The organism is Achromobacter xylosoxidans A8, assembly GCF_000165835.1.
Taxonomy (GTDB): domain Bacteria; phylum Pseudomonadota; class Gammaproteobacteria; order Burkholderiales; family Burkholderiaceae_B; genus Achromobacter; species Achromobacter xylosoxidans_B.
In genome coordinates this window covers 2,206,193-2,228,989 of sequence record NC_014640.1, presented here as the reverse complement: position 1 = coordinate 2,228,989, position 22,797 = coordinate 2,206,193, and the positions used below count along the sequence as shown (strand labels likewise).

Annotated in this window: 15 protein-coding genes, 2 tRNA genes and 3 rRNA genes; 11 read left to right on the top strand and 9 right to left on the bottom strand. The window is 62.9% G+C overall.

From position 1 onward, the window contains the following. Positions 1-17 precede the first annotated feature (17 nt). Together AXYL_RS10500 and AXYL_RS10495 are read left to right on the top strand one after the other, a co-directional pair. Positions 18-1,211, top strand: a complete 1,194-nt coding sequence (locus tag AXYL_RS10500; RefSeq protein WP_013392770.1) for an efflux RND transporter periplasmic adaptor subunit — start codon at positions 18-20, stop codon at positions 1,209-1,211. Then, positions 1,208-2,809 carry a DHA2 family efflux MFS transporter permease subunit gene (locus AXYL_RS10495; RefSeq protein ID WP_013392769.1) on the top strand — a complete coding sequence of 534 codons (1,602 nt, stop codon included), beginning with the start codon at positions 1,208-1,210 and terminating at the stop codon, positions 2,807-2,809. Before AXYL_RS10500 ends, AXYL_RS10495 begins: the two co-directional genes overlap by 4 nt. 54 nt (positions 2,810-2,863) lie before the next feature. Here the strand turns inward: AXYL_RS10495 and AXYL_RS10490 are convergent, their stop codons facing one another. From AXYL_RS10490 to AXYL_RS10480, 3 genes are all read right to left on the bottom strand, one after another. Further along, positions 2,864-3,823 (bottom strand): hypothetical protein, encoded by a 960-nt coding sequence (locus AXYL_RS10490; RefSeq protein ID WP_013392768.1) that lies wholly within the window; start codon positions 3,821-3,823, stop codon positions 2,864-2,866. 32 nt (positions 3,824-3,855) lie between these two features. Beyond that, complete coding sequence (locus tag AXYL_RS10485; protein ID WP_013392767.1) at positions 3,856-4,923, bottom strand: tartrate dehydrogenase; 1,068 nt, start codon at positions 4,921-4,923, stop codon at positions 3,856-3,858. 153 nt (positions 4,924-5,076) lie between these two features. Beyond that, positions 5,077-6,603, bottom strand: a complete 1,527-nt coding sequence (locus AXYL_RS10480) for a helicase HerA-like C-terminal domain-containing protein (protein ID WP_013392766.1) — start codon at positions 6,601-6,603, stop codon at positions 5,077-5,079. A 161-nt stretch (positions 6,604-6,764) separates the two neighbouring features. Here AXYL_RS10480 and AXYL_RS10475 point away from each other — a divergent pair, with 161 nt between their 5' ends. The 7 genes from AXYL_RS10475 to AXYL_RS10445 all read left to right on the top strand — a co-directional run bounded on the left by AXYL_RS10475 (position 6,765) and on the right by AXYL_RS10445 (position 12,052). Next, positions 6,765-7,496 (top strand): YebC/PmpR family DNA-binding transcriptional regulator, encoded by a 732-nt coding sequence (locus AXYL_RS10475; RefSeq protein WP_013392765.1) that lies wholly within the window; start codon positions 6,765-6,767, stop codon positions 7,494-7,496. 138 nt (positions 7,497-7,634) lie between these two features. Next, positions 7,635-8,942, top strand: a complete 1,308-nt coding sequence (gene purD / locus AXYL_RS10470) for a phosphoribosylamine--glycine ligase (RefSeq protein ID WP_013392764.1) — start codon at positions 7,635-7,637, stop codon at positions 8,940-8,942. 11 nt (positions 8,943-8,953) lie between these two features. Further along, a complete protein-coding gene (hemF, locus tag AXYL_RS10465) occupies positions 8,954-9,865 on the top strand; it encodes an oxygen-dependent coproporphyrinogen oxidase (RefSeq protein WP_013392763.1) in 912 nt (303 codons plus the stop codon). Then, on the top strand, positions 9,862-10,449 hold the full coding sequence (gene nadD / locus AXYL_RS10460) for a nicotinate (nicotinamide) nucleotide adenylyltransferase (protein ID WP_013392762.1): 588 nt from the start codon (positions 9,862-9,864) through the stop codon (positions 10,447-10,449). The genes hemF and nadD overlap by 4 nt, the downstream gene beginning before the upstream one ends. A 74-nt stretch (positions 10,450-10,523) precedes the next feature. Continuing rightward, positions 10,524-10,925: a ribosome silencing factor gene (gene rsfS / locus AXYL_RS10455; RefSeq protein ID WP_013392761.1), complete on the top strand. Its 402-nt coding sequence runs from the start codon at positions 10,524-10,526 to the stop codon at positions 10,923-10,925. 7 nt (positions 10,926-10,932) lie between these two features. Continuing rightward, positions 10,933-11,403 (top strand): 23S rRNA (pseudouridine(1915)-N(3))-methyltransferase RlmH, encoded by a 471-nt coding sequence (gene rlmH / locus AXYL_RS10450; protein ID WP_013392760.1) that lies wholly within the window; start codon positions 10,933-10,935, stop codon positions 11,401-11,403. Positions 11,404-11,437: 34 nt separating this feature from the next. Continuing rightward, positions 11,438-12,052, top strand: coding sequence for a Maf family protein (locus AXYL_RS10445; RefSeq protein WP_013392759.1), 615 nt, complete (start codon positions 11,438-11,440; stop codon positions 12,050-12,052). Positions 12,053-12,199: 147 nt separating this feature from the next. On the opposite strand, the gene AXYL_RS10440 is transcribed toward AXYL_RS10445, so the two are convergent. Beyond that, a complete protein-coding gene (locus AXYL_RS10440) occupies positions 12,200-13,576 on the bottom strand; it encodes a dicarboxylate/amino acid:cation symporter (RefSeq protein WP_013392758.1) in 1,377 nt (458 codons plus the stop codon). A gap of 292 nt (positions 13,577-13,868) precedes the next feature. On the opposite strand from AXYL_RS10440, the gene AXYL_RS10435 reads away from it, so the two are divergent. Together AXYL_RS10435 and AXYL_RS10430 are read left to right on the top strand one after the other, a co-directional pair. Next, a complete protein-coding gene (locus AXYL_RS10435; protein WP_013392757.1) occupies positions 13,869-15,848 on the top strand; it encodes a sensor histidine kinase in 1,980 nt (659 codons plus the stop codon). Next, positions 15,832-17,235 (top strand): sigma-54-dependent transcriptional regulator, encoded by a 1,404-nt coding sequence (locus AXYL_RS10430; RefSeq protein ID WP_080551051.1) that lies wholly within the window; start codon positions 15,832-15,834, stop codon positions 17,233-17,235. Before AXYL_RS10435 ends, AXYL_RS10430 begins: the two co-directional genes overlap by 17 nt. A 169-nt stretch (positions 17,236-17,404) precedes the next feature. Here AXYL_RS10430 and rrf read toward each other — a convergent pair. The 5 genes from rrf to AXYL_RS10405 all read right to left on the bottom strand — a co-directional run bounded on the left by rrf (position 17,405) and on the right by AXYL_RS10405 (position 22,736). Then, positions 17,405-17,517 (bottom strand): 5S ribosomal RNA (gene rrf, locus AXYL_RS10425). A 198-nt stretch (positions 17,518-17,715) separates the two neighbouring features. Continuing rightward, a 23S ribosomal RNA gene (locus AXYL_RS10420) occupies positions 17,716-20,600 on the bottom strand. 298 nt (positions 20,601-20,898) lie between these two features. Then, positions 20,899-20,974, bottom strand: a tRNA-Ala gene (locus AXYL_RS10415). A 23-nt stretch (positions 20,975-20,997) separates the two neighbouring features. Next, positions 20,998-21,074: transfer RNA gene (locus AXYL_RS10410), tRNA-Ile, on the bottom strand. Between the two features lie 131 nt (positions 21,075-21,205). After that, positions 21,206-22,736, bottom strand: a 16S ribosomal RNA gene (locus tag AXYL_RS10405). Together the 16S, 23S and 5S rRNA genes with 2 tRNA genes alongside form the textbook arrangement of a ribosomal RNA operon. Positions 22,737-22,797 lie beyond the last annotated feature (61 nt).

Sequence of the window (22,797 nt, the reverse complement as noted above, 5' to 3'; positions counted from 1 at the left end):
CCCCGGATTCAGACGTCATGACCGCAGCCACTCCCGCCGCCAACCCCGCCCGCAAACGCCTGCTGCTGCTGGCCACCGGGGCCTTCATCCTCATCGCGATCGCCTACGGCATCTGGTGGGCGCTGTTCGGCGCCCATTTCGAGAGCACCGACGACGCCTACGTGCACGGCAACCTGGTGCAGATCACGCCCCAGGTGCCCGGCACGGTCGTGGCCATCGAGGCCGACGACACGGAGACCGTCGCCGCCGGCCAGCCGCTGGTGCGCCTGGACCCCGCCGACACCGACGTGGCCTTGCAGCAGGCCCAGGCCAAACTCGCGCAAACGGTACGGCAGGTGCGCACCATCTATGTCCAGAACGACGCCCTGGCCGCCGACGTCGACCTGCGCAACGCCGACATCCTGCGCGCCCAGGCTGAACTGACCCGTGCGCAAAGCGACGTCAACCGCCGCCAGCAACTGGCCAAGTCCGGCGGCGTCAGTGGCGAAGAGATCCTGCACGCCGAAGCCGCGCTCAAGTCCGCTCAATCCGGTCTGGCCCAGGCCCGAGCCGCGCTGGCCGCCTCGCGCGCCAAGCTGGCCACCAATCAGGCGCTGACCCAGGGCACCACGGTCGCCAACCACCCCGACGTGCAGCAGGCCGCGGCCGGCCTGCGCAACGCCTGGCTGGCGCAATCGCGCACCGTGCTGCCCGCCCCGGTGGGCGGGGTGATAGCCCGGCGCAGCGTGCAGGTTGGCCAGCGCGTCGCTCCCGGCTCCGCCCTGATGACGGTCGTGCCGCTGGACCAGGTCTGGATCGAAGCCAACTTCAAGGAAGGCCAGTTGCGCAAGATGCGCATCGGCCAACCCGCCAAGATGGTTGCCGACCTGTACGGCAGTTCGGTCACCTACCACGGCACCATCGCCGGGCTGGACGCCGGCACGGGCAGCGCCTTCGCCCTGCTGCCCGCCCAGAACGCCACCGGCAACTGGATCAAGGTGGTGCAGCGCGTGCCGGTGCGCATCGCGCTGGATCCCGAAGACCTGAAGAAGCACCCGCTGCGCGTGGGCCTGTCCATGGACGTGGAAGTGGATGTGGGCAAGCAGGAAGGCGAACCGCTGACGCAGGCCGAACGCAAGGAGCCGGTCTGGTCGACGCGCGCCTTCGAGCCGGCCCACGATGAAGTCGACACCATGATCAGCAAGATCATCGAGGCCAACCTCGCATCATGAGCGCAGCCAAGCAGCCCGCCGCCCCGCCGGCGCCCCCGCCTGGCGGTTACCCGCCACTGGAAGGCGCGACCCGCATCATCGGGTCCATCGCGCTGTCCACGGCGGTGTTCATGAACGTGCTGGACACCTCGATCGCGAACGTGTCCATTCCCACCATCTCGGGCGACCTTGGCGTCAGCACCAGCCAGGGCACCTGGGTCATCACTTCCTTCGCCGTGGCCAACGCGATCACGGTGCCGCTCACGGGCTGGCTCACTCAACGCTTCGGGCAGGTGCGGCTGTTCCTGGTTTCCACGCTGCTGTTCGTGCTGGCGTCATGGCTGTGCGGCTTTGCGCCTTCGCTGGAGGCGCTGATCGCATTCCGCGTGCTGCAAGGCGCGGTCGCCGGCCCCATGATCCCGCTGTCGCAAGCGCTGATGCTGGCGAGCTTCCCCAAGTCCAAGGCGGGCATGGCGCTGGCGGTCTGGTCCATGACCACGCTGGTCGCGCCCGTCGCCGGGCCCTTGCTGGGCGGCTGGATCTCCGACAACTACACCTGGCCCTGGATCTTCTACATCAACGTGCCGGTGGGCCTGCTGGCCGCCTGGATCAGTTGGCGCATCTATGGCGGCCGGGAGTCCGTCACGCGCAAGCTGCCGATCGACAAGGTCGGCCTGGCGCTGCTGGTGCTGTGGGTGGGCGCGCTGCAGATCATGCTGGACAAGGGCAAGGAGCTGGATTGGTTCGCCAGCGGCACCATCATTGCGCTGGCCGCGACCGCCTTCGTCGCCTTCGTCTTTTTCCTGATCTGGGAACTGACTGACGCGCACCCCGTGGTGGACCTGCGCCTGTTCAAGATCCGCAACTTCACGGTCGGCGCGCTGACCCTGGCGGTGGCGTACGGCGTCTTCTTCGGCAATGTGGTGCTGCTGCCGCTATGGCTGCAGAGCAATATGGGCTACACCGCGACCTACGCGGGGCTGGTGACCGCCCCGGTCGGCCTGCTGGCGATCCTGCTGACGCCCATCGTCGGCAAGATGCTGGCCACGCGCGACCCGCGGCAGATCGCGACGGTGGCGTTCCTGATCTTCGCGCTGGTGTGCTTCATGCGTTCGGGATTCAACACGCAAACCGACGTCCGCACGTTGATGGTCCCGACCATCATCCAGGGCGCGGCCATGGCGACGTTCTTCGTGCCGCTCACCTCGATCACGCTGTCCGGCATCGAGCCGTGGCGCATTCCCGCGGCCTCGGGCCTGTCGAACTTCCTGCGCTTGACGGCGGGCGCGTTCGGCACGTCCATCGCCACCACGCTGTGGGAAAACCGCGCGACCATGCATCACTCGCAACTGACCGAAGTCGCCAAGCCCGGCCAGCAGGCGTTCGACCAGACCATGGCGGCGCTGCAGAATGGGCTGGGGATGTCGCATCAGCAAGCGCTGACCATGGTGGACGGGCTGATCAATACGCAAGCCTTCACCATGTCGGCGGTGGACGTGTTCTATGCGTCCGCCATCATCTTCCTGGCCCTGACCGGCCTAGTCTGGTTCGCCCGTCCGCGATCGGCCAAGGCGGGCGGCGGCGGCGGCGCGGCTGAAGCGGCGGCTGGCGCGCACTGATGCGCGGCAGGCCTGGTCCCGGACAGTCGCGTCCGGGACCAGGCCGCCAGAAACCTATTCCTTCAGCAAGACCTGCCAGTCGGCGCGCTCGATGACGTCGGCCGGCAAGGCGCTGATGGGCGACAGGTTGAACACCGAGATACCGCGGGCGCGCCAATGCGCGGCGGCAAAGCGGAACGACGGTTCGATCAGATGCGAGAACTTGCGCGCCAGCCTGCTGGCCTGGGGCTTCTGTCCTTCGTCATAGAAGCGCAAGCCATTTTGCAACGTCAGGTCCAGCCCGTGCGCATAGACCTTGCGGGCTCCACTAGATACCAGCACCTGCAAGGCGGCATAGGCCACGGTATCGGCATCGAACACGCCCAACTCCACGTTGAAACTGAATCCCATGCCGCGCTTCGCGTCCAGCAACTGCACGTCGGGCGAGGCCGCCGCCATGCGCTGGAGCACGGCCGGCGCGGAAATACGCTGGTAGGCCCGTTCGGAGATCATTTCGATGACGCAGATGCGGCAGCGAATCGCATCCTGCGGCAGCCCCTGCATGATGTAGCGCAGGACCTCGGGCAAGACGTACAGGGTCAGGTCGCGCGACACGATCTCGCGCACCAGGTCTATACGTTCGCGGACGAAGTTCTGGTCGATGATGCAGTAGTACTTGAACGGCAGGTCGAACTTGCGCGCCAGCACGATGGCGCCGTTCACACCCATCGCCGCCCGGATGTCGAGCCGGTCGTAGGGTATCTGGGTGACCGACGGGCCGCTCAGGATCAGATGCACTTCCTCGTCGGCGGGATCGTATCCCTGAGCAAGCGGCGTGACCGGCTGCGACCGGCCAAAGGCGCGAAAGCCGCCGATCGCGCCGGATCTATCCCTCCAGATCCGGACAAAGGGCCACAAATGCTGGTTGTGCCTCTGCGTGCGCGATCGCAGCACGCGGAACAGCTTGCGCACGAAACGGTCGGCCCGTCCGCCGCCCACATGGGCAACGGTGGGGGAAAAGCCAGATTCGTCCATTGACTAGCCTGGAGCCCGGTCGGCAGCCTGTCTCAGCCCGCGACGACCAGCGCGGCAATCGCGCTGCCGACGTCGGCGGTGGAGGCGTCGCCCTTCATGTCACGGGTGCGGGGACCTTCCGCCAGGACTGTTTCGATAGCCTTGACCACTGCCGCCGAAGCGTCCGGATAACCCAGGAAATCCAGCATCAGCGCGCCGCTCCAGATCTGGCCAATAGGATTGGCGATGCCCTTGCCGTAGATGTCCGGCGCCGAACCGTGTACCGGTTCGAACAAGGACGGGAACTTGCGTTCCGGGTTCAGGTTGGCCGAAGGCGCGATGCCGATGGTACCCGTGCAGGCCGGGCCCAGGTCGGACAGGATGTCGCCAAACAGGTTGGAAGCCACCACCACGTCGAACCAGTCCGGATGCTGCACGAAATGCGCGCACAGGATGTCGATGTGGTACTTGTCCCAGCGCACGTCCGGGTACTTCTCGGCCATCTCCGCCACGCGCTCGTCCCACCAGGGCATCGAAATGGAAATGCCGTTGGACTTGGTTGCCGCAGTGAGATGCTTGCCGCGCTTCTGCGCCAGTTCGAAGGCGAACTTGAGCACGCGGTCGGCGCCGATGCGCGTGAATACGCTTTCCTGGATGACCACTTCGCGCTCGGTGCCCGCGAACAGGCGGCCACCGCTGTTCGAGTATTCGCCTTCCGTGTTCTCGCGCACGATGAAGAAGTCGATCTCGCCCGGCTGGCGATCCTTCAGCGGCGAAGGCACGCCGGGCATCAGGCGCACGGGACGCAGGTTGATGTATTGGTCGAATTCGCGGCGGAACTTGAACAGCGAACCCCACAGCGCTTCGTGGTCAGGCACCGTGGCGGGCCAGCCGATGGAACCGAAGAAAATCGCTTCGTGCTGGCCGATCTGCGCCTGCCAGTCGTCCGGCATCATCTTGCCGTGCTTGGCGTAGTAGTCGCAGCTCCAGTCGAAATGGTCCCACTGAAAATCGATGCCGAATCGCGTTGCGACCGCGTCCAGCACCTTCAAGCCCTCGGGCACGACTTCCTTGCCGATGCCGTCTCCAGGGATCACCGCAATCTTGTGTTTCTTTGCCACCACGTCTTCCTTTGTTTTCCTTGGATGCTTCGCGCGCGGCCATAGGTCTCAAGGGCTACGCGCAGCCTCCTTATCATTACACGAAAATATTACTCGGTACGGCCCTGGATCAGGCACGCGAGCCGTTTCCGGCAAACGCACCGGATCAGGGTATCAACGCCGGCCTTTCGAGCCCAGCAAAGAACCCAATATGCCGCGGGTCAGCTCGCGCGCAATCGACCGGACCGTGCTTTTGGCCATGGTCTGCACGACGCCATCGCGCTTGCCGCCGCGCGGGCCGGTCGAGCCGAACAGGACGTCGTTCAGGCTGTCCATGAGGCCGCCGCCCGACTCTTCCGCGGCGCCCTTGCCTTCCGGCTGCGCGGAACCATTCTTCGCCGCGCCGGCCTGATCCGCCGGCTTGGCCGCGCGCCCGGCCAGCACTTCATAGGCGGACTCCCGGTCGATGGCCGTTTCATACTTGGATGCCAGCGGACTACCCTGGCGCAGCGCTTGCCGCTCGGCGTCGGTCGCCGGGCCGATCCGGCTTGCCGGCGGCACGATGTAAGCGCGCTCGGTCGGCATCGGCCGCCCCTTCGGGTCCAGCAGCGACACCAGCGCCTCGCCCACGCCCAACTCGGTGATGGCCGCCTCGATGTCCAACCCCGGATTGGGGCGCATCGTCTGGGCGGCCGTCTTCACGGCTTTCTGGTCGCGCGGCGTGAACGCCCGCAAGGCATGCTGGACACGATTGCCCAATTGCCCCAGCACGGTATCGGGAATGTCCAGCGGATTCTGGGTCACGAAATAGACGCCCACGCCCTTGGAACGGACCAGGCGCACCACCTGTTCGATCTTGTTCAGCAGCGCGCCAGGCGCGTCGTTGAACAGCAGGTGGGCTTCGTCGAAGAAAAACACCAGCTTGGGCTGGTCCATGTCGCCCACTTCGGGCAGCTTCTCGTACAGGTCCGCCAGCAGCCACAGCAGGAAGATGGCATACAGGCGCGGCGCCTGCATCAGCTTGTCGGCGGCCAGCACGTTGACCATGCCGCGGCCTTGCGCGTCCGTGCGCATCAGGTCGGCCACGTCCAGCATGGGCTCGCCGAAGAATTTCTCCGCACCCTGCGATTCCAGGGCCAGCAGCCCGCGCTGGATGGCGCCTATGCTGGCGGAAGACACATTGCCGTATCGCGTTTTCAGTTCCGAGGCGCGATCGGCGACGTTCTGCAGCATGGCGCGCAGGTCCTTCAGGTCCAGCAGCAGCTGGCCTTCGTCATCGGCGACCTTGAAGACCAGCGTCAGCACGCCTTCCTGCGTGTCGTTCAATTCCAGGATGCGGGACAGCAGCAGCGGCCCCATGTCCGACACGGTGGCTCGCACCGGCAGCCCCTGCTCGCCAAATACATCCCACAGCGTGACCGGGCTGGCCGCCCAGGCGGGTTCGCTCAGGCCCAGGTTCTTCAGGCGCTCCAGCAGCTTGGGCGTGCCCGCGCCAGCCTGGGAAACGCCGGTCAGGTCGCCCTTGACGTCGGCCATGAACACCGGCGTGCCGATACGGGAAAAGGATTCCGCCAGGACCTGCAGGGTGACGGTCTTGCCGGTACCCGTGGCCCCGGTGATGCAACCGTGGCGATTGGCCAGGGCAGGAAGCAGCGCCAATTCGGTCTGGGCATTCTTGGCGATGACAATGGGGTTGGGCATGTGCAGCTCTCCGGGCCAGGGAATCAGATGGATGCCCAAGTGTAGAGCCTGCCGCGCCGCTTGTGCGCGTGGCAATATGGACACATGCGGTCCGCCCCCGGGCGCGCCGGACGCCGGCACGGTAAAATGCCCTCTTTGCAGACAATTTACCCTGGGAAGCCATGGCCGGACACAGCAAATGGGCCAATATTCAGCACCGCAAAGGGCGCCAAGACGCCAAGCGCGGAAAGCTCTGGACCAAGATCATTCGTGAAATCACCGTGGCGGCGCGTGCCGGCGGCCCGGACCCGGACAGCAACCCGCGCCTGCGCATGGCCTGGGACAAGGCCACCGACGCCAACATGCCCAAGGACAACATCCAGCGCGCCATCCAGCGCGGCGCGGGTGGCGCCGACGGCGAAGCCTACGAGGAAGTCCGTTACGAAGGCTACGGCATCGGCGGCGCGGCCGTGATCGTCGACTGCATGACCGACAACCGCACCCGCACCGTGGCCGAAGTGCGCCACGCCTTCGCCAAGAACGGCGGCAACCTGGGCCAGGAAGGCTCGGTCGCCTTCATGTTCAAGCACTGCGGCCAGTTCGTGTTCGCACCCGGCACCTCGGAAGACAAGGTCATGGAAGCCGCCCTCGAGGCCGGCGCCGAAGACGTGACGACCGACGAAGAAGGCGTGATCGAAGTGGTCTGCGCGCCGGCCGACTACGCCGCCGTGCGCAGCGCTTTCGACGCCGCCGGCCTGAAGGCCGAAGTGGACGGCATCGTCATGAAGGCCCTGAACGAGACCGAACTCGCCGGCGAAGACGCCATCAAGATGCAGAAACTGCTCGACGCCCTGGAAGGCCTGGACGACGTGCAGGAAGTCTATACGAACGTCGTTTTCGACGAAGCGCAGTAATCCCATTACCCCGGCGCCGGGCGGGCCTTGCCTGCCCGGCGCCACGCTGTCACCGGATCCGGGTCCGCCCGGATCCTGGCCTACTCCACGGGCTGGCGCCTTGCGGCGCTCGACTGGCAACCTTAAGAACCACGCAACATGAAACTCCTGGTAATTGGCTCTGGCGGCCGTGAACACGCCCTCGCCTGGCGCTTGGCCCGCTCCCCGCGCGTCCACAAGGTCTACGTCGCCCCGGGCAACGGCGGCACCCAGCGCGCCGAACAGATCGAGAACATTCCGTTCACCAGTGCCGAGGAATTGGCTGATTTCGTGCAGCGCGAAGGCGTCGCCCTGACCGTGGTCGGCCCCGAGGCCCCCCTCGCCGCCGGCGTGGTCGACGTGTTCCGCGCCCGCGGCCTGAAGATCTTCGGCCCGACCAAGGCCGCCGCGCAGCTGGAAAGCTCGAAGGACTACGCCAAGGCCTTCATGGTCCGGCACAACATTCCGACCGCCCGCTACGAAACCTTCACCGATCCGGCCCTGGCGCACGCCTACATCGACCAGGAAGGCGCCCCCATCGTGATCAAGGCCGACGGCCTGGCCGCGGGCAAGGGCGTCGTGGTCGCCGCCACGCTGGAAGAAGCGCATGCCGCCGTGGACGCCATGCTGGGCGACGGCTCCATGGGTGCCGCCGGCGCGCGCGTCGTCATCGAGGAATGCCTGGTGGGCGAGGAAGCCAGCTTCATCGTCATGTGCGACGGCCGCAACGTGCTGGCCCTGGCCACCAGCCAGGACCACAAGCGCCTGCAGGACGGGGACCAGGGCCCCAATACCGGCGGCATGGGCGCGTATTCGCCCGCGCCCATCGTCACCCCGGAACTGCACCACCGCATCATGCGCGAAATCATCCTGCCGACCGTGCAGGGCATGACGCGCGACGGCATCCCGTACACGGGCTTCCTCTACGCCGGCCTGATGATCGCCCCGGGCGACGATCCCGACCGCGAGATCAAGACCCTGGAATTCAATTGCCGCATGGGCGATCCGGAAACCCAGCCCATCATGATGCGCGTCAAGAGCGACCTGCTGGACGCCCTGGAGCACGCCGTCGACGGCACGCTCAACCAGGCCGACATCGTCTGGGACCGCCGCACCGCGCTGGGCGCCGTGCTGGCCGCGCATAACTACCCCAACACGCCGCGCACCGGCGACGTCATCCGCGGCCTGCCCGCCGATGCCGAGGACTGCATGGTGTTCCACGCCGCCACCCAGCTCGATGGTGACGAAGTGAAGACCACTGGCGGCCGCGTGTTGTGCGTCACGGCGCTGGGCGACTCTGTCAAGATGGCCCGCGACCGCGTCTACGAAGCGATCGACGGCATCCACTTCGACGGCCGCCAGTACCGCAGCGACATCGGCTGGCGCGCGCTCAAGCCCTCGCAACAGAAGTCCAAGCCCAACGCCTAGCCGGAATCTCAATGAACGCCTTGCCCGTCTCCTCCGTCCGGGACTACCTCACCGGCTTGCAGGCCCGCATCGTCGGCGCCCTGGAAGCCGCTGAAGGCACGGCCTTCCGCAGCGACGAATGGGTGCGGCCCGAAGGCGGCGGCGGGCTGTCGCGCCTGCTGGAAGGCGGCTCGCTGTTCGAGCGCGCCGGCGTGCTATTCAGCCACGTCCAGGGCACCAAGCTGCCGCCGTCGGCCAGCGCGCACCGCCCCGAACTGGCCGGCCGTTCATGGGAAGCCATGGGCGTGTCCATGGTGCTGCACCCGCGCAATCCCCACGTGCCCACCACGCACATGAACGTGCGCATGTTTCTGGCGGCCGCCCGGCCTGGCCACGACGAGGCCGACGTCTTCTGGTTCGGCGGCGGCATCGACCTGACGCCCTACTATCCGTACGAGGAAGACGCCCGCCATTTCCACGCCACCTGCCGCGATGCGCTGGCCGGCCATGGCGCCGACTACTACCCGCGCTATAAGCGCTGGTGCGACGAGTATTTCTTCCTCAAGCATCGCAATGAAACGCGCGGCATCGGCGGCATCTTCTACGACGACCTGAATGCACCCGGCTTTGACGCCTCGTTCGCCCTAACCCGTTCGGTGGGCGACGCCTTCCTGCCGGCCTACATGCCCATCGTGGAGCGCCGCCGCGGCCAGACCTACGGCGAACGCGAACGCGATTTCCAGGCCTACCGTCGCGGCCGCTACGTCGAATTCAACCTGGTCTTCGACCGCGGCACGCTGTTCGGCCTGCAGTCCGGCGGACGCACGGAATCGATCCTCCTGTCCATGCCGCCGCTGGCGCAGTGGCGCTACGACTGGCAGCCCGAAGCCGGCACACCCGAGGCCGAATTGGCGGCCTACCTGAAGCCGCGGGACTGGGCTTGAAGCGCATCGGTCTCCTGGGCGGCAGTTTCGACCCCGTCCACGTCGCGCATATCGCCTTGGCGCAAAATGCCTTGCAGACGCTAGGCCTGGCCGAGGTGCAGCTCATCCCCGCCGCCAATCCCTGGCAGCGTGCCGCACTGCACGCCACGGCCGACCAGCGCCGCGACATGCTGCAGCTGGCTATTGCCGGCCACGCGGGCCTGGTCGTCAATCCCATCGAAATCGAACGCGGCGGCCCAACCTACACCATGGACACGCTGCGCGCCCTGCCCCAGGACGCGCGCTATGTCTGGCTGCTGGGCGCCGACCAACTGGCCAATTTCTGCACCTGGCGCGAATGGCAGGACATCGCCAGCCTGGTGGACCTGGCCGTCGCCACCCGCCCGGGCACCGCGCTCAGCGCGCCGCCGGCGCTGGCCGAACACCTGCGCGGCCAGGGACGCGAACTGCAGGAATTGCCTTTCGCTCCCATGGCGGTTTCGGCCTCGCAGATCCGCCAGCGCCTGGCGCAGGGCGAATCCACCGAAGGCCTGCTTGCGGCGCCGGTCGCCGCCTATATTGCGACGCACCATCTTTACCGATAAACCCTCACCCGCCGGGCGCTGAAAGCGCCACGGGGCCAGCATCCGCTGTCCACGCGCGGGTTATATTTGCAGCTATGGATATACAAAAACTCCAACGCGCCGTCATCGACGCCCTCGAAGACGTCAAGGCGCAAGACATCAAGGTCTACAACACCACGCATCTGACCAGCCTGTTCGATCGCGTCGTGATTGCAAGCGCCACCTCCAACCGCCAGACCCGCGCCCTCGCTTCCAGCGTGGCGGACCGCGGCCGTGCGCTCGATCTCTCCGGCATCACCATCGAAGGCGAGGACACCGGCGAATGGGTCGTGGTCGACCTGGGCGACGTGGTCGTGCACATCATGCAACCCGCCATCCGCCAGTACTACAACCTGGAAGAGATCTGGGGCGGCAAGCCGGTGCGCGTGAAGCTCCTGCCCGAATCCACCCGCCCCGCGCCGGTCGCCAACGACGGCGCGCACGACGCCGAGTACTGAGCGCGCCGTGAAGCTGATCGTCGCGGCCGTCGGCACGCGGATGCCGGACTGGGTGCAAACCGCCTGGGACGACTACGCCAAGCGCCTGCCGGCCGACTGCGCACTGGAACTGCGCGAAATCAAGCCAGAGCCCCGCACCACCGGCAAGACGCCCGCCCAGATGATGGCCGCGGAAGCCAAGCGGATCGAAGCCGCCCTGCCCGCCAGCGCCCTGCGCCTGGCGCTGGACGAGCGCGGACGCGATCTCACCACCATGGCCTTGTCGCAAAAGCTCGAGCAATGGCGCGCCGGCGGCCAGGATGTCGCCTTTCTGGTCGGCGGCCCGGACGGGCTGGATGCCGGCCTGAAGGCTTCCTGCGCCGGGCAGTTGCGCCTGTCCTCGCTGACGCTGCCGCACCCCATGGTGCGCGTGGTGCTGGCCGAACAGCTCTACCGCGCCTGGGCCATCATGACCAATCATCCCTACCACCGCGCGTGACCGCTGGGCCGGCGCGCATATTTTTCACTCACGCATGACCGACACCGCAACGCCCGCGCGCCTCTACCTTGCCTCCGCCAGTCCCCGGCGGCGCGAGCTGCTGGCCCAGATCGGCCTGGCGCACGAAGTCCTGCTCGTGCCCGCCCCGCCCGGGGAGGACGAACCCCAGCATCCCGGCGAAAGCGCCGCCGACTACGTCCAGCGCACCGCGCGGGACAAGGCCTTGCGCGGCCGCGACTGGATGCGCGACCAGAGCCTGCGGCAACTGCCCTTGCTGGCTGCCGACACCACGGTCATCCTGGCGGGCACGGTCCTGGGCAAGCCGGCCGACCGCGACGACGCCATGCGGATCCTCCGCGCCCTGTCGGGCTCCGCGCATGAAGTGCACACCGCCGTCGCCGTCTGGACCGGAGACCAGTTGCTGGAAGCGGTATCCATCACCGAGGTCCGCATGCGCGACCTGACGGACGAGGAAATCGGCCGCTACTGCGACAGCGGCGAACCCTACGGCAAGGCCGGCGCCTATGGCATCCAGGGCTTGGCTGGCACGTTCATTTCGCACATCGCCGGCAGCTACACCGGCGTGATGGGCCTGCCCTTGTTCGAAACCGCGAACCTGCTGCGCGCGGCGGGTATTCAGGTGCCCTGAAAACCGCGCTCTCCGGCTGAAAAAAATCCCCCGGGAACCTCGCGGTCCGGGGGATTTCTTCATCGCCGGGCGCCCCCTCTCTTCGGGGCTGCTGCCCGCATCGGCAGACGCAGCAGCGTTCGCGGGCGACGTCGGTTTTTCGCCGATTCAGCCCTGCTGCATTGGCTGGCCCATGGGCAGGGCGCCAGCTCTGCCCGGCGCCTCGTGGGCCGGAACCGAGGCTGGAACAGGCGCAGGCTGGAGCTCACCCTCAAGCGCGGCATGCAGTTGCTCCTGATCCAGTTCCCCTTCCCAACGCGCCACGACCACGGTGGCGGTCGCGTTGCCGACCAGGTTGGTCAGCGCGCGGCACTCCGACATGAAGCGGTCCACGCCCAGGATCAGCGCCATGCCGGCCACCGGCACGGAAGGCACCACCGACAGCGTCGCAGCCAGGGTGATGAAGCCTGCCCCCGTCACGCCCGCCGCGCCCTTGGAACTCAGCATCGCGACCAGCAGCAGCAGGATCTGGTCGCCCAGCGACAGCGGAATGTCGCAAGCCTGCGCAATGAACAAGGCCGCCATCGTCATATAGATATTGGTGCCGTCCAGATTGAACGAGTAGCCGGTAGGCACGACCAGCCCAACCACCGACTTCGAACACCCGGCCCGCTCCATCTTCTGCATCAGCGTGGGCAGCGCCGCCTCGGACGAGCTGGTGCCCAGCACCAGCAGCAGCTCTTCGCGGATATAGCGCACCAGCTTCAGGATCGAGAACCCGTTGTAGCGCGCGACCAGGCCCAGCACCACGACCACGAACAGCACCGAGGTCGCGTAAAAGGTCCCCACCAGCATCGCCAGATTGATGACGGACTTGATGCCGTACTTGCCGATGGTAAAGGCCATCGCGCCGAAGGCGCCGACCGGAGCGGCCTTCATCAGGATCGCGACCAGCTTGAAAACCGGCTGGGCCAACGCAGTCATGAAGTTCAATATCGGCTGGCCGCGTTCGCCCACCATGGCCAGCGCGATGCCGAACAACACCGCCACGAACAGCACCTGTAGGATATCGCCGCCGACGAACGGACTGAAGATCGTGGTCGGGATCACGTTCATCAGAAAGCCCGTGATGGTCGAGTCATGCGCCTTGGCCACGTAGCCCGACACCGCCTTCTCGTCCAGGGTCCTGGGGTCAATGTGCATGCCGGCGCCCGGCTGCACGATATGGCTGACGATCATGCCCACGATCAGCGCAAGCGTGGAGAACACCAGGAAGTACAGCATGGCCTTGCCCGCCACGCGGCCGACCTTCTTCAGGTCGCTCATCGCAGCGATGCCGGTAGCCACGGTCAGGAAGATGACCGGCGCGATGATCATCTTGACCAACTTGATGAAAGCGTCGCCCAGCGGCTGCATCTGCTGGCCGAGTTCGGGCTTGAACGCGCCCAGCAGCACGCCCACCACGATGGCGAAAATCACCTGCACATAGAGAATTTGATAGAACTTGAGCTTGCGCGCGGGCGCGACTTGATCCACGTCGATCATTGGGATTTGTCCCCACCAAGGCCCCTTGCTCCGGGCGGTTCAGCGCGGGCGGCGGGGCGTTATCTATTTTCTGGCTTGCGCGTGTCATCGCGGGCCGATTTCACCCCGCTCTGGAGGCCGCGGGGCTTGGACATACCTATGCAAGACCCGTGCCAGCAGTGTTTGCTACGCCCCGAGCTTCCAAGCCATTGATTGGAAATGAATTTTTTCCCCTGAAGAGGAGCTGCCTCAGGATCGCGTGGCGGAATTTCACACAGAAGCGATATAAAATGTGCGAAAAACCGCACACCCCATGTCAGCCCGATCCTCCTCCCGCAGCACTGGTTCCGCTCCGGACCAGGCCAAGCGCCCCGCCCGCTTTCCGCCAGCGCGCGCCTGGTCCTGGCCCTGGCGCGCGGCTGCCATCCTGCTGGGCATCGCCATCGTCTTCGGCGTACTGCATGCCGCCACGCTCTGGGCGCGGGAAGGCGCCCTCAAAAACGCGGCCGCTCAGGCGCGCGGCACGGCGCAGATCAACGCCGCTCTGTTGCGCAACAATCTGGACAAATTCCGCGCGCTGCCCTTCGTCCTGACACGCGACGTCGACGTGCGCGCCGCCTTGCTGGGAGGCTCGCGCGGGCAGATCGAATCCCTGGACGAAAAACTCGACACGCTCAGCCGCGGCGTGGGCGCGTCCGCGATCTATGTACTGGACAAGAAAGGCCTGGCGATCGCAGCCAGCAATTGGCGCGAACCCGCCACCTTCGTCGGGGTGGATTACCAGTTCCGGCCCTACTTCCAGGGCGCCATCGCGCGTGGCTCGGCAGAGCATTTCGCCCTGGGCACGATCAGCCACGAGGCCGGGCTATACCTGTCGCGGCGCGTGGACGACGCCAACGGCGCCATGCTGGGGGTCGTGGTTTTGAAGGTGGACTTCCGCGATCTGGAGGCCGACTGGCGTCAGTCCAATGCGCCCATTTTCGTCACCGACGAGCACGGCGTGGTGTTGTTGGGCAGCATCTCCGACTGGCGCTTCGACGTGTTGGCGCCGCTCTCGCCCACTCTGGCCCGGACGTTGCGCACCAGCCTGCAGTTCGGCGACGCCCTGTTCCAGCCGCTGCCGCTCAAGCCGCCGCTGCAACCCGTCAGCAGTGGCCAACTGGTGCGCGCGGACGCAACCCTGCCGCAGATTCCCGCCGGCGCGCCGCTGTTGCACACCACCCTGCCCATCGTCGAATCGCCCGGCTGGACCCTGCACCTGCTGTCGCCGGTACAAGCGGCCATCAACCAGGCCACCGCCAACGCGCAACTGGGCGCATTGCTGGCGCAGAGCGCACTCGCCGCCATTGCCGGCCTCGTGCTCTTTCGCCGTCATCGCAACCGCGAACGCGCCGAGCAGCAGGCCGCCATCCATGAACAGCTGGCCTCGCTGGTGGACGAACGCACGTCTCAGTTGTTGAGGGTGAACGAACAACTGGTCGATCAAATGGACGAGCGCCAGCGCACGGCCGCCCGTCTGCACACCATGCAGGAAGAACTCGTGCAAGCCAGCAAGCTGGCCCTGCTGGGCCAGGTCGCCGCCGGCGTCGCCCACGAGATCAATCAGCCCGTGGCCGCGATACGCGCCTATGCCGACAATGCGGCCGAGTTTCTGCGCCGCCAGGATAATGGCTCCGCTCAGGAGAACCTGGGCACCATCGCCGCCTTGACTGACAGGATCGGCCACATCACCGGGGAGTTGCGCGCCTTTTCTCGCAAGGCCGGCGCCTCGGTAGGACCGACCAGCCTGAAAGATTGCCTGGAAGGCGCGCTGCTGCTGGTCGCACCGCGCGCCCGACGCCAGGGCATCGTGCTGCAACGGCCGCCCGAGGACCTGAACTACCAGGTGCTGGCCAATCGCGTGCGGCTGGAACAAGTGTTGGTGAATCTGCTGCAGAACGCCATGGACGCCTTGGAAGGTCTGCCGGACGGCCGCATCGTCGTCGCGCTGCAAGACTTGGGGGCCACGGTGCAGATCTACGTCAGCGACAACGGCCCAGGGCTGTCTCCCGCAGCCCGTGCCCACCTGTTCACCCCATTCCATACGACCAAGCCGGAGGGCTTGGGATTGGGCTTGGTCATCTGCCGCGACATCGTCGTCGAATTCGGCGGCGACTTGATCGCAGCCGGCCCTTCGGATCCCGCCTTTCCCGCCCCGCATGCCCCGGGCAGCGGCGCGATGTTCATCCTGACATTGCGCAAGGCGCGCGACCAGAACAACCCTACGAGCCTCCACCATGCCCCGCGCACCTGATCCAAGCAACGCGACAAACTCCATCGATGACAGCTTGCGTCGGCCCTTTGCGCCACGCGCCGTGTTCATCGACGACGACGAGGAGCTACTCCGCGCCAATGCCCAGACGCTCAAGCTCCATGGCGTTGCCGTGGATGCCCACGCCAGCGCGCGCGCGGCATTGCCGGCCTTGAACCGCGACTTCGACGGCGTGGTGGTAAGCGATATCCGCATGCCCGACATGGACGGCTTGCAGCTATTCCAGCGCCTGCGCGACATCGATCCCGACATCCCCGTCATCCTCATCACCGGGCATGGCGATATCGCGACCGCCGTGCAATGCATGCGTGATGGCGCCTATGATTTCCTCACCAAACCCTATGCCGCCGACAGGCTGATCACCGCCATCGTGCACGCTGCGGAAAAGCGCCACCTGGTGCTCGAAAACCGCCGCCTGCGCGAAGCGGCCTTCGCCGTCGAAGCCGACGAGGTCCCCTTCATCGGCACCACTCCCGCCATGCAGCGGATCAAGCTAACGCTGCGCCATATCGCGGACGCGGATGTGGACGTCCTGGTCGAAGGAGAAACCGGCACCGGCAAGGAAGTCGTGGCCACCGCGCTGCACCGTCTAAGCCGCCGCAGGCACCGCGCGCTGGTGGCGATCAACTGCGGCGCCTTGCCCGAAAGCGTGATCGAAAGCGAACTCTTCGGCCATGAGCCTGGCGCATTCACCGGCGCCCAGAAGAAACGCATCGGCCGAATCGAGCATGCCAGCGGCGGCACCCTGTTCCTGGATGAAATCGAAAGCATGCCGCTGGCCGTCCAGGTCAAGCTCCTGCGCGTGCTCGAGTCACGCCAGATCACTCCTCTGGGCAGCAACGAAGTCCGCAACCTGGACCTGCGGGTGGTCGCTGCCACCAAAGAAGACCTCGGCAGCCCAGCCATACGGACCAAATTCCGCGAAGACCTGTTCTACCGGCTCAATGTCGTCACAATCCGGATTCCGCCCTTGCGCGAACGCCGCGAGGACATCCCCCTGCTGTTCGCCCATTACCTTGGCCATGCCTCGCGCCGCTTCCAACGCGACATTCCCGAAATGCCGGCATCCATCCGGCAGCATGTCCTGACACACGACTGGCCCGGCAACGTGCGTGAACTCGCGCATTTCGCCGAACGCGTCGTGCTGGGCGTGCTGAATACGCCCGCAACTCCAATCGCAGCAGAGGGCGCCGCCGAAAGCCTGCCGGAACGGATGGAACGCTTAGAAGCCCAACTGATCCGCGAAGCGCTCCAGACCCATCAGGGCGATATCAAGGCCACCCTGGAATCCTTGGGCATTCCGCGCAAGACCTTCTACGACAAACTGCAGCGCCATGGCATCGACCGCCAGCAATATACGCAACCCTAGGCGGCGAACGCGTCACGGCTTGCAGGCATGAAAAACAAAACCCCTCGCAGGGGCATCCTGCGAGGGGTTTTTCATTGGGGTTTGCGGAACCTGCGAAGCGCATCCTCAGCCAGGCGCCGCAAAAACAAAACCCCACAGGGGTTACCTGTGGGGTTTTGCGGAATAAAAAGCTTGACGATGACCTACTTTCACAGACGTCCGTCCACTATCATCGGCGCAAAGTCGTTTCACTGTCCTGTTCGGGATGGGAAGGAGTGGGACCAACTCGCTATGGTCGTCAAGCGTAACTGGTTGAGCGGTTGCCGCGAGGCAACGGCTCCAATCTTGGAAGAAACACAACGCGTGGGGATCAGAGTCAGACTCGATGATCACGCACGGTGGGGTGTAATTGGTGTTGGCTGGCTGCCGACGGTGCAGCCAGATTTTGTATTGAACGACACTTGGAACGCTACATCACCAGGTCATAACCATCAGTGTTATAGGATCAAGCCTCACGGGCAATTAGTATCGGTTAGCTTAACGCATTACTGCGCTTCCACACCCGACCTATCAACGTCCTGGTCTCGAACGACCCTTCAGGGGGATCAAGTCCCCGGGATACCTTATCTTCAGACGAGTTTCCCGCTTAGATGCCTTCAGCGGTTATCTCTTCCGTACTTAGCTACCCGGCAATGCCATTGGCATGACAACCGGTACACCAGAGGTACGTCCACTCCGGTCCTCTCGTACTAGGAGCAGGCTCCGTCAAGTATCCAACGCCCACGGCAGATAGGGACCAAACTGTCTCACGACGTTTTAAACCCAGCTCACGTACCTCTTTAAATGGCGAACAGCCATACCCTTGGGACCGGCTACAGCCCCAGGATGAGATGAGCCGACATCGAGGTGCCAAACACCGCCGTCGATATGAACTCTTGGGCGGTATCAGCCTGTTATCCCCAGAGTACCTTTTATCCGTTGAGCGATGGCCCTTCCATTCAGAACCACCGGATCACTATGTCCTGCTTTCGCACCTGTTCGACTTGTCAGTCTCACAGTCAAGCACGCTTATGCCATTGCACTATCAGCACGATTTCCGACCGTACCTAGCGTACCTTCGAACTCCTCCGTTACACTTTGGGAGGAGACCGCCCCAGTCAAACTGCCCACCATGCACTGTCCCCGATCCGGATAACGGACCAAGGTTAGAACCGCAAACAAACCAGGGTGGTATTTCAAGGATGGCTCCACGTAATCTAGCGACTACGCTTCAAAGCCTCCCACCTATCCTACACAGGCCGGTTCACAGATCAATGCAAAGCTACAGTAAAGGTTCATGGGGTCTTTCCGTCTAGCCGCGGGTAGATTGCATCATCACAAACACTTCAACTTCGCTGAGTCTCAGGAGGAGACAGTGTGGCCATCGTTACGCCATTCGTGCAGGTCGGAACTTACCCGACAAGGAATTTCGCTACCTTAGGACCGTTATAGTTACGGCCGCCGTTTACCGGGGCTTCGATCAAGAGCTTGCACCCCATCACTTAACCTTCCGGCACCGGGCAGGCGTCACACCCTATACGTCGACTTTCGTCTTTGCAGAGTGCTGTGTTTTTAATAAACAGTCGCAGCCACCGATTCTCTGCGACCCCATCATGCTAAGCGCGCAGGCGCTTCACACTACCGGGGTATACCTTCTCCCGAAGTTACGGTATCAATTTGCCGAGTTCCTTCTCCTGAGTTCTCTCAAGCGCCTTGGAATATTCATCCCGTCCACCTGTGTCGGTTTGCGGTACGGTCTCGTACAGCTGAAGCTTAGAGGCTTTTCTTGGAACCACTTCCAATCACTTCGCAAGCAATGCTCGCTCGTGCCATACCCTTGATTTACGCGCCCGGATTTGCCTAAGCGCCATCTTCGATACAGCAACAGGGACATCCAACACCCTGATGATCTTCCGCGATCCGTCCCCCCATCGCACTGTACGACGGTACTGGAATATTAACCAGTTTCCCATCAGCTACGCATCTCTGCCTCGCCTTAGGGGCCGACTCACCCTGCGCCGATGAACGTTGCGCAGGAAACCTTGGACTTACGGCGAGGGGGCTTTTCACCCCCTTTATCGCTACTCATGTCAGCATTCGCACTTCTGATACCTCCAGCAGCCTTTACAAGCCACCTTCGCAGGCTTACAGAACGCTCTCCTACCGCGTGCACTAAAAGTGCACACCCGCAGCTTCGGTTTATCGCTTAGCCCCGTTACATCTTCCGCGCAGGACGACTCGATCAGTGAGCTATTACGCTTTCTTTAAAGGATGGCTGCTTCTAAGCCAACCTCCTGACTGTCTATGCCTTCCCACTTCGTTTCCCACTTAGCGATAATTCGGGACCTTAGCTGGCGGTCTGGGTTGTTTCCCTCTTGAGTCCGGACGTTAGCACCCGGTGCTCTGTCTCCCAAGCTGTACTTGCGGGTATTCGGAGTTTGCCATAGTTTGGTAAGTCGCCATGACCCCCTAGCTATAACAGTGCTCTACCCCCCGCAGTAATACTTGAGGCACTACCTAAATAGTTTTCGGAGAGAACCAGCTATTTCCAGATTTGTTTAGCCTTTCACCCCTATCCACAGCTCATCCCCTAATTTTTCAACATTAGTGGGTTCGGTCCTCCAGCACGTGTTACCGTGCCTTCAACCTGGCCATGGATAGATCATCTGGTTTCGGGTCTACACCCAGCGACTGAATCGCCCTATTCGGACTCGCTTTCGCTACGGCTTCCCTATTCGGTTAACCTTGCCACTGAATGTAAGTCGCTGACCCATTATACAAAAGGTACGCAGTCACCCCACAAGGAGGCTCCTACTGTTTGTATGCATACGGTTTCAGGATCTATTTCACTCCCCTTCCGGGGTTCTTTTCGCCTTTCCCTCACGGTACTGGTTCACTATCGGTCGATCACGAGTATTTAGCCTTGGAGGATGGTCCCCCCATCTTCAAACAGGATTTCACGTGTCCCGCCCTACTTGTCTTACGCTTAGTTCCACACACAAGATTTCGCCTACAGGGCTATCACCTGCTACGGCCGGACTTTCCATTCCGTTCGACTATCTTGCATGCTAAAACGTAAAGGCTCTTCCGATTTCGCTCGCCACTACTTTCGGAATCTCGGTTGATTTCTTTTCCTCGAGCTACTGAGATGTTTCAGTTCACCCGGTTCGCTTCCACTGGCCTATGTATTCAGCCAGGGATACCGCATTGCTGCGGTGGGTTTCCCCATTCGGACATCTACGGATCAAAGCTTGTTTGCCAGCTCCCCGTAGCTTTTCGCAGGCTACTACGTCCTTCATCGCCTGTGATCGCCAAGGCATCCACCATATGCACTTAGTCGCTTGATCCTATAACGCTGTAGGCTATAGGACCTGAGTATTAGCGTTTGTGCCGTTCATAAGTTTCAAAGCAGTCTGAGGTTATTCACCCCAGTCTTGAGAACTTGGAACAAAATTAATGCAATCACAACCCGTACCTATCTTCATCGACTTGCGTCGAGTACTTGATAAGTACATTTTCGTTGTGCTTCTTCCAGATTGTTAAAGAACAAATATAGCTGTTCAGGTAAAACCTAACTCATAACGCCGTTTCCACGACACTATGAGTTAGCCTCTACATCACCACCAGGTGAGTTTTGAGAATCAATGGTGGAGGTGAACGGGATCGAACCGATGACATCCTGCTTGCAAAGCAGGCGCTCTCCCAGCTGAGCTACACCCCCATATCCCGCATGCGTAGAATACTTGGTGGGTCTGGTTGGATTCGAACCAACGACCCCCGCCTTATCAAGACGGTGCTCTAACCGACTGAGCTACAGACCCAAAACCTTCTCGGATCAGCAGTCAGGTAGTTGGAGACCCAGGGAAGATTCCCTCGACCCAAGCCTACAACTGATCCCAGCTATATCAAACAACCGATAAGAGTGGACGCTTAACACGAGCACTAAGCTCTGAAAGGAGGTGATCCAGCCGCACCTTCCGATACGGCTACCTTGTTACGACTTCACCCCAGTCATGAATCCTACCGTGGTAATCGCCCCCCTTACGGTTAGGCTAACTACTTCTGGTAAAACCCACTCCCATGGTGTGACGGGCGGTGTGTACAAGACCCGGGAACGTATTCACCGCGACATGCTGATCCGCGATTACTAGCGATTCCGACTTCACGCAGTCGAGTTGCAGACTGCGATCCGGACTACGATCGGGTTTCTGGGATTGGCTCCCCCTCGCGGGTTGGCGACCCTCTGTCCCGACCATTGTATGACGTGTGAAGCCCTACCCATAAGGGCCATGAGGACTTGACGTCATCCCCACCTTCCTCCGGTTTGTCACCGGCAGTCTCATTAGAGTGCCCTTTCGTAGCAACTAATGACAAGGGTTGCGCTCGTTGCGGGACTTAACCCAACATCTCACGACACGAGCTGACGACAGCCATGCAGCACCTGTGTTCCGGTTCTCTTGCGAGCACTTCCAAATCTCTTCGGAATTCCAGACATGTCAAGGGTAGGTAAGGTTTTTCGCGTTGCATCGAATTAATCCACATCATCCACCGCTTGTGCGGGTCCCCGTCAATTCCTTTGAGTTTTAATCTTGCGACCGTACTCCCCAGGCGGTCAACTTCACGCGTTAGCTGCGCTACTAAGGCCCGAAGGCCCCAACAGCTAGTTGACATCGTTTAGGGCGTGGACTACCAGGGTATCTAATCCTGTTTGCTCCCCACGCTTTCGTGCATGAGCGTCAGTGTTATCCCAGGAGGCTGCCTTCGCCATCGGTGTTCCTCCGCATATCTACGCATTTCACTGCTACACGCGGAATTCCACCTCCCTCTGACACACTCTAGCCCGGTAGTTAAAAATGCAGTTCCAAAGTTGAGCTCTGGGATTTCACATCTTTCTTTCCGAACCGCCTGCGCACGCTTTACGCCCAGTAATTCCGATTAACGCTTGCACCCTACGTATTACCGCGGCTGCTGGCACGTAGTTAGCCGGTGCTTATTCTGCAGGTACCGTCAGTTTCACGGGGTATTAGCCCATGACGTTTCTTTCCTGCCAAAAGTGCTTTACAACCCGAAGGCCTTCATCGCACACGCGGGATGGCTGGATCAGGGTTTCCCCCATTGTCCAAAATTCCCCACTGCTGCCTCCCGTAGGAGTCTGGGCCGTGTCTCAGTCCCAGTGTGGCTGGTCGTCCTCTCAAACCAGCTACGGATCGTCGCCTTGGTGAGCCGTTACCCCACCAACTAGCTAATCCGATATCGGCCGCTCTAATAGTGCAAGGTCTTGCGATCCCCTGCTTTCCCCCGTAGGGCGTATGCGGTATTAGCTACGCTTTCGCGTAGTTATCCCCCGCTACTAGGCACGTTCCGATACATTACTCACCCGTTCGCCACTCGCCACCAGACCGAAGTCCGTGCTGCCGTTCGACTTGCATGTGTAAGGCATCCCGCTAGCGTTCAATCTGAGCCAGGATCAAACTCTTCAGTTTAATCTCTGTATTTGTTTCGTATTCTTGGTCTGAATAAATCCAAACCAGGTCATACGTCGCT